The organism is Chryseobacterium sp. MYb328, from assembly GCF_037572595.1.
In the GTDB taxonomy this organism is placed as follows: Bacteria; Bacteroidota; Bacteroidia; order Flavobacteriales; family Weeksellaceae; genus Chryseobacterium; species Chryseobacterium pennae.
Genome location: NZ_JBBGZQ010000022.1, coordinates 53,107 through 65,450, shown reverse-complemented (window position 1 = coordinate 65,450; position 12,344 = coordinate 53,107). Strand labels below are relative to the sequence as shown.

At 36.5% G+C, this 12,344-nt stretch carries 12 protein-coding genes; 4 read left to right on the top strand and 8 right to left on the bottom strand.

Annotation, left to right across the window (positions count from 1 at the left end; all coding sequences use genetic code 11):
• Nucleotides 1-40: 40 nt before the first annotated feature.
• The 4 genes from coaE to ruvB form a co-directional block, all read right to left on the bottom strand.
• Nucleotides 41-667 carry a dephospho-CoA kinase gene (gene coaE, locus WH267_RS19175; RefSeq protein WP_340010327.1) on the bottom strand — a complete coding sequence of 209 codons (627 nt, stop codon included), beginning with the start codon at nt 665-667 and terminating at the stop codon, nt 41-43.
• A gap of 9 nt (nt 668-676) precedes the next feature.
• Nucleotides 677-1,543, bottom strand: coding sequence for an MBL fold metallo-hydrolase (locus WH267_RS19170; RefSeq protein WP_115970453.1), 867 nt, complete (start codon nt 1,541-1,543; stop codon nt 677-679).
• A 12-nt stretch (nt 1,544-1,555) separates the two neighbouring features.
• Nucleotides 1,556-2,167, bottom strand: coding sequence for an FMN-binding negative transcriptional regulator (locus WH267_RS19165; RefSeq protein WP_340010326.1), 612 nt, complete (start codon nt 2,165-2,167; stop codon nt 1,556-1,558).
• A gap of 63 nt (nt 2,168-2,230) precedes the next feature.
• On the bottom strand, nt 2,231-3,253 hold the full coding sequence (ruvB, locus tag WH267_RS19160) for a Holliday junction branch migration DNA helicase RuvB (RefSeq protein ID WP_115970451.1): 1,023 nt from the start codon (nt 3,251-3,253) through the stop codon (nt 2,231-2,233).
• Nucleotides 3,254-3,480: 227 nt separating this feature from the next.
• On the opposite strand from ruvB, the gene hutI reads away from it, so the two are divergent.
• The 4 genes from hutI to WH267_RS19140 all read left to right on the top strand — a co-directional run bounded on the left by hutI (nt 3,481) and on the right by WH267_RS19140 (nt 8,298).
• Complete coding sequence (gene hutI, locus WH267_RS19155) at nt 3,481-4,707, top strand: imidazolonepropionase (RefSeq protein ID WP_340010325.1); 1,227 nt, start codon at nt 3,481-3,483, stop codon at nt 4,705-4,707.
• Nucleotides 4,708-4,719: 12 nt separating this feature from the next.
• On the top strand, nt 4,720-5,784 hold the full coding sequence (locus tag WH267_RS19150; protein ID WP_340010324.1) for a DUF695 domain-containing protein: 1,065 nt from the start codon (nt 4,720-4,722) through the stop codon (nt 5,782-5,784).
• A gap of 160 nt (nt 5,785-5,944) precedes the next feature.
• Nucleotides 5,945-6,868: a formimidoylglutamase gene (gene hutG / locus WH267_RS19145; RefSeq protein WP_340010323.1), complete on the top strand. Its 924-nt coding sequence runs from the start codon at nt 5,945-5,947 to the stop codon at nt 6,866-6,868.
• 137 nt (nt 6,869-7,005) lie between these two features.
• Nucleotides 7,006-8,298 carry an aldehyde dehydrogenase family protein gene (locus WH267_RS19140; protein WP_115970447.1) on the top strand — a complete coding sequence of 431 codons (1,293 nt, stop codon included), beginning with the start codon at nt 7,006-7,008 and terminating at the stop codon, nt 8,296-8,298.
• A gap of 105 nt (nt 8,299-8,403) precedes the next feature.
• On the opposite strand, the gene pyk is transcribed toward WH267_RS19140, so the two are convergent.
• Genes pyk through fabF form a run of 4 tightly spaced genes read right to left on the bottom strand, consistent with a single transcriptional unit; the run spans nt 8,404 to nt 12,311 of the window.
• Nucleotides 8,404-9,849 (bottom strand): pyruvate kinase, encoded by a 1,446-nt coding sequence (pyk, locus tag WH267_RS19135; RefSeq protein ID WP_115970581.1) that lies wholly within the window; start codon nt 9,847-9,849, stop codon nt 8,404-8,406.
• A complete protein-coding gene (locus tag WH267_RS19130; protein WP_340010321.1) occupies nt 9,842-10,315 on the bottom strand; it encodes an IPExxxVDY family protein in 474 nt (157 codons plus the stop codon). Before WH267_RS19130 ends, pyk begins: the two co-directional genes overlap by 8 nt.
• Nucleotides 10,293-11,057: a ribonuclease III gene (gene rnc, locus WH267_RS19125; protein ID WP_123320878.1), complete on the bottom strand. Its 765-nt coding sequence runs from the start codon at nt 11,055-11,057 to the stop codon at nt 10,293-10,295. Before rnc ends, WH267_RS19130 begins: the two co-directional genes overlap by 23 nt.
• A 9-nt stretch (nt 11,058-11,066) precedes the next feature.
• Nucleotides 11,067-12,311, bottom strand: a complete 1,245-nt coding sequence (gene fabF, locus WH267_RS19120; RefSeq protein WP_340010320.1) for a beta-ketoacyl-ACP synthase II — start codon at nt 12,309-12,311, stop codon at nt 11,067-11,069.
• Between the last annotated feature and the right edge of the window lie 33 nt (nt 12,312-12,344).

Here is a 12,344-nt window from a genome sequence, read left to right as displayed (position 1 = left end):
ATGAGGGCTTTTTTATATAAAAGTTAGGAAAGCTAACGATTTATTCAATAGCAAAGATGACCTTTTCGGTTTGCTCTTTCAGTTCTTCCAGATTTGTATTATTATAAATGATACAGTCTGCCATTTTAATCTTGTCTTTTTCAGGCATTTGCTTTTCCATAACAGCTTCTACCTCACGATAGGTTTTGCTATCCCTATCCATTACTCTTTTGATTCGGATATTATCCTCTGCAGTTACCAATAGAGATTTATAACATTGTCTGTTGAGTCTTAGCTCAAATAATAAAGCTGTTTCCTTAAAAACCAGATATTTGGTTTGCTGCTTTATCCAATATTCAAAATCAATGCGTACTGCAGGATGAATAATCTCATTTAATTGCTGAAGGAGATCAGTGTTATTAAAAACCTTAGCTGCTACAAATTTCCTGTCATATAAGCCATTTTCATCATAAGCTTCATCTCCCAGTAATGTTTTGATCTGAACTTTCAGATCCTCATTATCATTGACAATATCTTTTGCTCTATCGTCAGAATAATAAACCGGAAAACCAAATTCTTCAATGAATTTAGCAACTGTAGATTTTCCCGAGCCAATTCCTCCTGTTAAACCAATGATCTTGGGTGCGGGTGGCTCTGCTTGTTGAGCCTCTGAATGTAATTCTTCCATAATTAAAAATTAATACCCAAAAACATCATTAAAACTGAACGTTTCATCAAGTCTTACTCCTTTTTCAGTCATTTTAAGGCTTGCCAGCTCATGGTGAGCATCATGTTCAAAAAATAATAAATATTCATTATCTACACACTGTTTAAGGAATTTTCCTTTTTCTTCCAGTGTTAAAAGGGGTCTTGTATCATATCCCATTACATATACCTGATTGATATGTCCTGCAGTAGGAATAAGGTCTGCCGCAAAAACAACTGTTTTTTCCTGGTACTGAATAACAGGAAGCATTTGTTTCTCCGTATGTCCGTCTACGAAAATGACATCCATTTTCAGATCAGGAGCAAATCCGTAATTTCCGGTAGTAGGAAGGGGTAAAAAGTTCAGCTGTCCGCTTTCCTGAATAGGGATAATATTTTCTTTCAGAAAGCTGGCTTTTTCTCTTGCATTAGGCTCTGTTGCCCACTGCCAATGGTTTTCATTTGTCCAGAATTGTGCATTTTTAAAAGCAGGCCTGTAGCCTGTTCTGTCATCATTCCATTCTATAGCACCGCCACAGTGGTCAAAGTGAAGGTGAGTAAGAAATACATCAGTAATATCCTCCTTTACAAAGCCATATTTTTTTAAATTTTTATCTAAGGTATCATCTCCCCAAAGAGAATAATGCCCAAAGAATTTATCATCCTGTTTGTTGCCCAGACCGCAGTCTACAAGGATCAGTTTTTTTCCATCCTCAATAAGCAGGGAGCGGGTTCCTAATTCGATTAAGTTTTTTTCGTCTGCCGGGTTAGTTTTTTCCCACAGACTCTTTGGGACGACACCAAACATAGCACCGCCGTCCAGTTTAAATTTTCCACATTGTATTGGATATAACTTCATATATATTTTGATTTATTTCTTTATTAATTTCATTTTCTCAGCAATTTTCCGGGCATCTTCATCCGATTGTTCCAGATGCGAAATGATATTGTTAAAATCATTCTCCTTTCTGTTCTGAGACAGTTTTTGTTTGATGAAGACTTCTGTTGGAATAACCTTTATCCCGAAGGCACCTTTCATTTCCTTTTCCACAAATTCTCTTCCCATATCTTTTACCATCATGGGACATTGCTGAAACTGTTCATATTTCGAGGTTAATTTATCCAGATGTGCATACAGTTCATCCTGATCCATTAACTCCACTTTTCCATAGATCTGTACTGCTTCATAATTCCATGTGGAAACATTGATATGGTCATACCAGCTGCTGGAAATATAAGTATGGGCACCTAAAAAGTCACATAACACTTCATCTCCGTTTTTCAGGGTTTTCGCCTGCGGATTAGCCCTTGAAATATGAGTTTCAATATAGGGATTTTCCGGATCACTTTCATTCAGCATCATCATAGAATGTGTAGCACGGATTTTATCAACAGAAGAAATGAGCAATGCAAAAGAATTTACCTTGATAATTTCTCTCATCACATCCATATCTTCACTTCTGTACAATTTAGGAACAAACATAAATTAGCAATTCTTCTTTTTAAATCTTGAACTCAAAACCTGAACAAAAACCTGAACTTTAAGCTAGAAGAGTTCTCCCGGATTTTTCGGTCTTGAAATACTTAAATGCTGATACGCTTTATCAGTAACCTCTCTACCTCTAGGAGTTCTGATAATAAACCCTTCCTGGATTAAAAACGGTTCATAGACTTCTTCCAGCGTTTCCGGATTTTCTCCAATAGACGTTGCCAAAGCGGAAATTCCTACCGGTTTTCCCTTAAAGTTTTCAATCATTACACGCATGATCTTATTATCCATTTCATCCAATCCAAACTCATCCACGTTTAGAGAGTTCAAGGCATATTTGGTTATATTAATTTCAATTTCACCATTCCCTTTGATTTCTGCAAAGTCACGCACCCTTCTCAGTAAAGCATTGGCAATCCTTGGTGTTCCACGGCTTCTTCTTGCAATTTCAATAGCAGCATCTTCATAGATAACTACTCCTAAAACCCTTGCACTTCTCTGAATAATCATCGATAAAAGCTCAATAGAATAATATTCCAGCCGGCTTTGGATACCAAATCTTGCAAGCATAGGTTTGGTAAGCATACCGCTTCTGGTAGTTGCTCCCACCAGCGTAAAAGGATTCAGTCCGATTTGTACACTTCTTGCATTAGGACCTGTTTCCAACATAATATCGATTTTATAATCTTCCATTGCTGAATACAGATATTCCTCTACAACCGGTGAAAGACGGTGAATCTCATCAATGAAAAGAACGTCATTTTCTTCCAGATTGGTGAGTAAGCCGGCTAAACTTCCGGGTTTATCTAATACAGGACCAGAGGTAATCTTACAGTTTACCCCAAGTTCATTGGCAATAATATTGGCTAAAGTTGTTTTTCCTAAACCTGGTGGACCATGTAAAAGGACATGATCAAGTGCACCGCCACGTCTCTTGGCAGCAGTCACAAAAACCTCAAGATTTTCCAGCGTTTTTCTCTGTCCCGCAAAATCTTTAAAGCTTTGGGGACGAATTTGTTCTTCCTGCATCAACTCCTCCCGAGAGTAGTTTTCCTTATCTGGATGTAAAAAATCTGGCATTAATTCATTTCATTTACCTCAAAGATAGCAAATTTAGGCTAAGATTGAAATGAAGATTGAGAAAAGGTGAATTTGAAACTGAGATTAAGATTTAGGCTGAGGTTTACACTGAGACTAAGAACGAAATTGAGATATTTTAAGTATTTTTGAGAGGAAAATTAAAATTTGATTGATTGTATTTGAAATTAAATAGAGATCATTCATTTTCTAACCTTTATCCTAAATAAATGAAATTAATAGGCCCATTTAAGCAGGTTGTAACACTTGCCAACCTTCCGCTAAGAGGAAAACTTACAGACGAACAATTAGAAATTATTGTTGATGGAGGAATAATAGTTGAAAATGAAACCATTCAGAAAATGGGTAATTTTGAAACTTTGAAAAATGAAAATCCAACAATAGAAATAGAATCCATTGAAGGAGAACAGGTGGTTCTGCCTGCCTTTGTAGATTCACATACTCATATTTGCTTTGGTGGAAACAGAGCCAATGACTTTGCGATGCGTAATGCAGGGAAAACTTATTTGGAGATTGCTGAAAGTGGTGGTGGAATCTGGAGTTCTGTACAGCATACAAGAAATGCTTCAGAAGAAGAATTATTGAAAACATTGCTGGAAAGAATCAAGTTCCTTGTGGATCTTGGAATTACTACCATTGAAGTTAAAAGTGGCTATGGACTAGATGTGGAGAACGAATTAAAAATGCTTCGAATCATTAAGAAAGCTCAGGAATCCACAAAGGCAACTTTAGTTCCTACCTGTCTTTCCGCTCACTTAAAACCAAGAGATTTCGAAGGTAGTAATCCAGAATATCTTAACTATATTCTGACCGAAATACTTCCAAAAGTAAAAGAAGAAAATCTGGCGAAGCGTGTAGATATCTTTATTGAGAAATCAGCATTCCAACCGGAAGAAAGTAAAGAATTTTTACTTAAAACTAAAGATTTAGGTTTTGAAATAACCGTTCATGCAGACCAGTTTACACCGGGAAGTTCAAGAATTGCAGTAGAAGTGGGAGCGAAGTCAGCAGACCATCTGGAAGCTACCATTGATGAAGATATCGATTTCCTGGCAAAATCGGATACTGTAGCAACCGCACTGCCGGGAGCAAGTTTAGGATTGGGCGAAAAATTTACACCAGCAAGAAAATTATTAGATGCAGGAGCTATTGTCGCGATTGCAAGTGATTGGAATCCGGGGTCAGCACCTATGGGAAACCTGATCACTCAGGCTTCTATTTTGGCCACATTCCAGAAGCTGACAACAGCTGAGGTATTAGCCGGAATGACTTACCGTGCTGCGTATGCTCTTAATCTTGAAGACAGAGGGAAAATTGAAGTGGGTAAAAAAGCAGATTTTGTGACGTTTAAAACTAATAATTTCCAAAATGTTCTTTATAATCAGGGAAGTCTTAAGGCTGAACATGTTTATATTGACGGTAAGCAAATTGATTAAATACTATTTGAAATGGAGCAGAAGCAGTTGGATTATAAAGATTTTTGGGATTGGTTTTTAACAAAAGAAAAATACTTTTATGAGATCGTTAAAAACGGTGGCCAGGAAGCTATTGAAAAAGATTTTTTTGATCATATTGCTGCCAAGCTAAGACAGATCAATGAAGGATTTTATTTTCTGACCGGGATGAGCAATGATTCTACAGCAGAATTAGTTCTTACGGCAGATGGAGAAATCCGGAATATTGTTTTTATAGAAGAACTTATTGAAGCAGCTCCTACACTTGGTCATTGGAAGTTTACAGCCTTAAAGCCTGAAAAAAATATAGAAAATGTAGGCGTTGAGATGGGAGAGTATAGCTTTTCGAAAGATAATATTTTCTTCTATTCTAAAGAGCAGGAAGAATATCCCGATGAAATTGACCTAGTCTTTGTTTATGATGGAAATGCTGAAAATAAAGACGCTGTAACAACAGGTGTCTGCATCTTTTTGGATAGCTTTTTAGGAGAATTGAATTTTGCGACTCAGATTGATACTTTCACTGTAGTTGAAATAGATAAGGCCAAACAGGACCTTGTTCCTATTGAAAAACTGAAAGACTTCCTGTCATGGCGGGAAAGAGAATTTACAGAAAAGTATAAAAGTATAAAGAATGCTGATGTTGAAGAAGAATTTTCTATTCTCAGAGCAACTCTTGATAATGGAAAACCCCTCATCGCCTGTATGAATCTCTCTTTATTAAATTATCATGAAAAAGCTTCCTATCCATGGATATCAGTCCTTAAGTTCCATTATAACGGTGAGAATAATGACGGACTTCCGGAAAAAGAGGATTTTGAAATATTAAGTGAAATTGAAGATAAAGCTATTGAAAACCTGAGAGAAAAAGGATATCTGTATATAGGCAGGGAGACTTCAGACAACATCAAAGAAAGCTATTTTGCAGGTAAAGATTTCAGAGAAATCTCTAAAGTTTTTAAAACCATAAAAGATAGAAACCCTGAATATAAAATCTCATTCAATATCTTTAAAGATAAATACTGGCAGTATTTTAAGTATTATAATAATGCTGTTTAAAATAAAAAATGTGGAAAAGAAAAGCTTTTCCACATTTTTTATAGGTAATATTCTTGCAACGAATTCTTTATATAATGTGCAAAGGAGTTTTTATATGTAAACAATATTAATTAGCTTTACTGAATAGAATGATGTGACTAAAATTGAATTTTAAAGGATTATGCTTCAAAATATTTGGCAGGGTAGATTAGATGGAGAAGAGCTTCTTTTCCACAGGCTATTTCAGAGAGTAAAGGAAGAACAGAATTACGATAATATTTTAACGAATGATTTCGCTTTGCACGGTTTTGCCGTGGATGAAGGAGTCAGGAGGAATAAAGGCCGTCAGGGTGCTAAAGATGCCCCCAACGTGATCAGAAAAAATATGGCTAATTTTCCAGTAATTCTTCCCAATTTTGCCATGCTGGATTTCGGAAACATTACTTGTGAGGATGGTAACCTGGAAAATACTCAGAACAATCTTGCCAAAAATGTTTCAAAAGTGCTTTTAAAAGGTGGTAAATCACTCGTTTTGGGTGGGGGACATGAAGTGACCTACGCTCATTATTTGGGGATTAAAACAGCTTTTCCGGAACAAAAAATAGGAATTATCAATATTGATGCTCACTTTGATAACAGACAACCGGAAAAGGGAGTAGGACCAAGCTCAGGAACCGGATTCTGGCAAATAGCTCAGGAAGGATCTATTAATTCTTTACACATCGGGATTCAGAGGAATTCCAATACCTTAAAACTCTTTGATACAGCGCATCAATATGGAATGAAGTATATCCTTGCAGATGAATTATTCTTTGAAAACCTCCCCTCTATTTATCAGCGTATTGATGACTTGCTGGAGAATGTAGATTATGTTTATCTTACCATTTGTATGGATGTTTTTAATGCATCTATCGCTCCGGGGGTTTCAGCTTCAGCATATAATGGTATCTTTGCAGACGCAACCTTTATGCATTTTTACAGGCATATCTTAAAAAACAAAAAACTGGTTGCATTGGATGTAGCAGAAGTCAATCCGTTGTTCGATATTCAGGACAGAACGGCAAGACTTGCAGCTTGTCTGGTGAATGAATGGCTAATGATTTAAGAGAAGTCTATATTCTTCCGATAGAGAAAATCATTCTTTTTTTGACCCTTAAGGAATAGAATTTGCTGACTTTATCGTGCTTTTAAAATAAAAGTGCTCATAAATTCATTAGCTGAATTTAAAACAGAAATTATATTATGGAACAATTAATTGAAAACAAGCTTATTAAAGCAGATGGTGTGTTTTCAGTGTGGCGAAAAGTGCCGTTTGAAGAAAAGCAAAAGTTAATCGCAAAAGCAGCAGAAATACTAAAAAATAATTCAGAGAAATTTGGAAGGATCATTACTACGGAAATGAATAAACCCATTTCGGAATCGATTGCTGAGGTGGAAAAGTGCGCTTTAATGATGAACTATTATGCCAATGCTGAAAATATTTTAAAACCCGAAGAAATAGAATCTGAATTTACCTATTCTGAAGTTCATTATGCTCCTAAAGGAGTAATCCTGGGAGTAATGCCCTGGAACTTTCCTTTCTGGCAGGTATTGAGATTTGCTGTTCCTGCAATTTTGGCTGGAAATACAGTGGTTTTAAAACATGCTTCAATTTGTTTCGGAAGCGGAAATGCAATAGAAGAAGTACTTTTGGAAGCAGGTTTCCCAGAAGGAGTATTCCAGAATCTTGAAGTAGGTCACAAAGCAGTAAAAGAAATTCTTGAGCACGATGCTGTAAAGGGAGTAAGTCTTACAGGAAGTGGAAAAGCAGGAGGTGAAGTAGCATCTATTGCAGGCTTAAATATTAAAAAATCTTTACTTGAATTGGGAGGAAGTGATGCATTTATCATTTTTGAGGATGCAGATCTTGAAGGAGCTGCAAAAGCCGGAGCAAAATCAAGGCTTCAAAACTGTGGACAAACTTGTACTGCAGCTAAAAGATTTATTATTGATGAAAAGATCGAAGATCAGTTTTTACCTATTTTCATTGAAGAATATAAAAAATATGAAATCGGAGATCCTTTAAATAAAGAAACTAGATTAGCAGGAATGGCAAGACCAGACTTGGCTGATGAGTTAGAAGCTCAGTTCAACAGAGCGTTGGAAAATGGTGCTGAAATCATTCTTCCTTTGGAGAGAATTTCAGAGAATCAATTTCAACCGGGTTTAATCAGAGTTAAGGAAGGAAATCCAATCTTAAAAGAAGAACTTTTCGGACCACTTGGAATGGTCATGATTGCAAAGGATGCGGAAGAAGCATTACAGATTGCCAATGATATTCCTTTCGGGCTTTCAAACTCTGTCTGGACTAAAGACAAAGACCGTCAGCTATTCTTTATTGAAAACCTGGAATCAGGAACTGTTAATATCAACAGAATGACCAGTTCTGACCCACGTTTCCCATTCGGAGGCTCAAAGGGTTCAGGGTATGGAACAGAGCTTTCTTTACATGCTTTAAAAGAGTTTGTAACCGCAAAGACTATTGTAGGTAACTAAGTTTTAAACCTATATTATAAAATAAAAACTCCCGAAAATCAATTTCCGGGAGTTTTTTATGCTTTGGCAAAAAGTAACTTTGCTTATTGCTTATTGCTTATTCAATTAAACTGTCGTTAATCTCAACGTATTAGTTTTACCCCCTTCATACGATGGAGTTGCATTGATGTTGATAACGAAGTCACCTGTCTCAATATAACCGTAATTATGGGTTAGCATATTTACCTGGATAATGGTTTCGTCGGTAGACTTTTTCATATCGTAATAGTAAGCGTGAACACCCCAAAGAAGGTTCAGCATAGTAATTACTCTTTTGTTGCCACTGTATACGATAATCTGAGAGTTAGGTCTGTGAGCTGCAAGCTGGAAAGCTGTATATCCTGAGTGAGTCAAGGTTACGATCGCAGAAACGTTTGTTGTTTTAGCAATTCTTACCGCAGCAAGACATACCCTGTTCGTAATGAATCTCTCATCGATGCAGTTGTAGTCTTTTTCAATTGGTTCGTTCTTGTGTTGATAGAAGTGAGTGGTTTCAATGTTTTTTACAATTTTAGCCATATTTTCTACCACCTGTACCGGATATCTTCCTACAGAAGTTTCTCCTGAAAGCATTACCGCATCAGCTCCATCCAATACAGAGTTGGCAACGTCATTTACTTCCGCTCTGGTTGGCGTTAAGCTGTTGATCATTGTTTCCATCATCTGAGTGGCAATAATTACCGGCTTAGAATAGAATCTTGCTTTCTCTACCAGGTTTTTCTGGATAGCTGGAACTTCCTCCATTGGAACTTCAACTCCTAAGTCACCACGGGCAACCATCAGTCCATCACATTCCAATAAGATTTCTTCAATATTTTTAACCCCTTCAGGTTTTTCAATCTTAGCGATAATCGGAGTTTTGAATTTACCGTTTGGATGTTTTGCAATTAATTCTTTCAAATCAATGATATCCTGTGCATGACGTACGAAAGAAAGAGCAATCCAGTCTACCTCCATGTCAAGCATGAAGTTAGCATCCTGAATATCCTTTTCTGTCAATGCAGGGAGAGAAACATTCGTGTTAGGTAGATTAACTCCTTTTTTAGAACTTAACGGACCTCCCTGAATGGTTTTTGCTTTTACAGTATCTATTTCATTGGTTTCGATAACCTCCAACATCAGTTTTCCATCATCAATAAGGATTCTTTCCCCTACTTTTACATCCTGTGGAAACTGTTGATAAGTCATATAAACCTTGGTAGAGTCTCCTTCCATCTTTTCATTAGTGAAAGTAAGAATATCTCCAGGGTTCAGATATGATCCTTCTTTTACGACACCTACTCTTAGCTTAGGTCCCTGAAGGTCTCCTAAGATACCCACTGAATAACCATACTCGTTGTTTAGCTCTCTAATTATTTCAATATTTGATCGAACTAAGTCGTAATCTGCATGGGAAAAATTTATTCTGAAAATATCAACACCCGCCTTCATTAGATCTAACATTACCTCCTTCGATGACGAAGCAGGCCCTAGTGTTGCGATAATTTTTGTCTTCTTTAAATACTTATTCATAATACTGGATAATTTGATAAAGTTCCTCATCAGAACTCAGTGTATAATCTTGAATTGGAAAAACAAGATTTTCAGGGAGTAAAATTACGGAAAAATCAGGAAACTGTTCCGAACTATGCAGAATATATTCTACATCTACCTGATTATTTAATAAAAATTTAATGTTTTCTTCTTCTGTAAAGAGCTCGGTTTGAACTTTTTTTTGTTTACTTTCAGAAGATTTATTTGAAATAAAGGTAAAACAGGTCTTAGAAAACTTGTGATAAGCCTCAAACCTTGGAAAAAAGTAATCATAATAATCCCCATGAAAGACCATGTCTTTTTTTCTTGAAAAACTGAGATTGTTAAGTTGATTTATTTTATAGAAAAACTCATGAGCGGGTATATCTTTTGCTAATCTTACCAATCCTATGGCAATATCTTCAAATTCTATATCATCCAGATCATAAAGTTTTTGAATTTCCAAGTATATTTTCTTTTTTATTTAAAATATAAAAAGCCCTCTGTGCTGCCTTTTCTTCAGCCTTTTTCTTGGAGGTTTCTGTAGCATTGGCAATCTTTTCATCACCCAGCCATACATGACAACGAAACATAACTGCTTTGTTGGGCTGTATTTCCTCACAGGTTTCGTACTTTATACTTACCTTCTTTTTCTGGCTCCATTCAAGAAGGAGACCTTTGTAGCTGACAATTTTATTTTCAAGTTTGTTAATTTCGGAAGGGGTCAGAAGTCTTTCCAGAATGATCTTTCTGCAAGTGTCATAATGGAAATCCAGATAAACGGCACCGATTAAAGCTTCAAATAAATTTCCAGAGATATTTTCCCCTAAAGCTGAAGAATTATTCTGCTTTTGCAGAAGGTCTGTAAGCTTAAGGTCTTCCCCTAATTTATTAAGATTTTTCCTATTAACAATCTTAGATTTCATCTGTGTCAGATATCCTTCATTAGCCTGAGGATAGGTCTGGAACAAATGACAAGAAATAATTGTACCCAAAACAGAATCTCCTAAAAATTCAAGCCTTTCGTAATTACTGTCTTGATTTTTAGAAGAATTTTTTAAAGAAAAAGCCTCACGGTAAAGAGCCATATTTTCTACCTCTGTACCCAAAACTTTTTTAAGTTCAGTACTGAGGAAATAATCTCTTTCCGTTAATTGTCTTTTTCTTTTTTTGAGAAGGAATTTAGAAAAGTATTTCTGTAACTCCATTCATTGAATTTAGATTTTCTTAAATAGAACGCAAGCGTTATGCCCGCCAAATCCAAAAGTATTGCTCATGGCTACTTTTACATCTTTCTTAACGGCAGTGTTAAACGTAAAGTTTAGTCTGCTGTCAATCTTTTCATCATCAGTGAAATGGTTAATGGTAGGAGGAACAATACCATGAATAATAGTTCCTAACGCAGCGATAGCCTCAATAACACCTGCAGCCCCTAAAAGGTGACCTGTCATTGACTTTGTAGAATTGATCTGAATGTCAAAAGCATGCTCGCCTAATAATTTCGAAATTGCGTTGGATTCTGCAATATCTCCTAATGGAGTAGAAGTACCATGCATGTTGATATGATCTACTTCATCAGCAGTTAAGCCTGCATCTTCCAAACAGTTTTTCATTACCAGATAAGCACCAAGGCCTTCAGGATGTGGAGCAGTCATATGATATGCATCTGCACTCATACCGCCTCCCAATAATTCTGCATAAATTGTAGCCCCACGTTTTACCGCGTGCTCATATTCTTCAAGAACAATACATCCAGCACCTTCGCCTAATACAAATCCATCTCTGTCTTTGTCAAAAGGTCTTGAAGCTGTTGTAGGATCATCATTTCTTGTAGAAAGTGCCATCATTGCATTGAATCCACCGACACCACTTGCCGTAACGGCTGCTTCAGAGCCTCCGCACACAATCACGTCTGCTTTCCCTAATTGGATAAGCATCTTGGAATCAATTATAGCATTAGCTGAAGAAGCACATGCAGATACAGTTGTATAGTTAGGACCATGGAAACCATATTCAATTGAGATCTGACCAGGAGTCATATCAGCAATCATCTTAGGAATAAAGAACGGGTTGAATCTAGGAATCTCCGTATTTGCCCATCCTAAAACTTCCGTTTCAAATGTTTCCAGACCTCCGATTCCGGAGCCCCAAATTACACCAACTCTGTTTTTATCTACATTATCTTCAATAATGCCGGAATGTGCTACTGCTTCTTTAGCAGCAACAAGCCCCAATTGAGTATTTCGGTCCATTTTTTTAGCTTCTTTCTTATCGAAATGCTGTAATGGATCGAAACCTTTCACCTCACAAGCGAACTTGGTTTTAAAGTTTGTGGCATCAAAAAGAGTAATCGGAGCGGCTCCGCTCTCACCTTTTACAAGATTTTCCCAGTATTCTTTTGCATTATTTCCGATTGGTGTTATTGCTCCAAAACCTGTTACAACTACTCTTTTTAATTCCATAAACTTTGTTTAATTTCTTTTTTGTTGAAGAAT

Excerpts from the sequence above, each read along its gene's own strand:
- coaE (WP_340010327.1), bottom strand. The coding sequence starts at position 667 with ATGGAAGAATTACATTCAGAGGCTCAACAAGCAGAGCCACCCGCACCC.
- WH267_RS19170 (WP_115970453.1), bottom strand. The coding sequence starts at position 1,543 with ATGAAGTTATATCCAATACAATGTGGAAAATTTAAACTGGACGGCGGT.
- WH267_RS19165 (WP_340010326.1), bottom strand. The coding sequence starts at position 2,167 with ATGTTTGTTCCTAAATTGTACAGAAGTGAAGATATGGATGTGATGAGA.
- ruvB (WP_115970451.1), bottom strand. The coding sequence starts at position 3,253 with ATGCCAGATTTTTTACATCCAGATAAGGAAAACTACTCTCGGGAGGAG.
- hutI (WP_340010325.1), top strand. The coding sequence starts at position 3,481 with ATGAAATTAATAGGCCCATTTAAGCAGGTTGTAACACTTGCCAACCTT.
- WH267_RS19150 (WP_340010324.1), top strand. The coding sequence starts at position 4,720 with ATGGAGCAGAAGCAGTTGGATTATAAAGATTTTTGGGATTGGTTTTTA.
- hutG (WP_340010323.1), top strand. The coding sequence starts at position 5,945 with ATGCTTCAAAATATTTGGCAGGGTAGATTAGATGGAGAAGAGCTTCTT.
- WH267_RS19140 (WP_115970447.1), top strand. The coding sequence starts at position 7,006 with ATGGAACAATTAATTGAAAACAAGCTTATTAAAGCAGATGGTGTGTTT.
- pyk (WP_115970581.1), bottom strand. The coding sequence starts at position 9,849 with ATGAATAAGTATTTAAAGAAGACAAAAATTATCGCAACACTAGGGCCT.
- rnc (WP_123320878.1), bottom strand. The coding sequence starts at position 11,057 with ATGGAGTTACAGAAATACTTTTCTAAATTCCTTCTCAAAAAAAGAAAA.
- fabF (WP_340010320.1), bottom strand. The coding sequence starts at position 12,311 with ATGGAATTAAAAAGAGTAGTTGTAACAGGTTTTGGAGCAATAACACCA.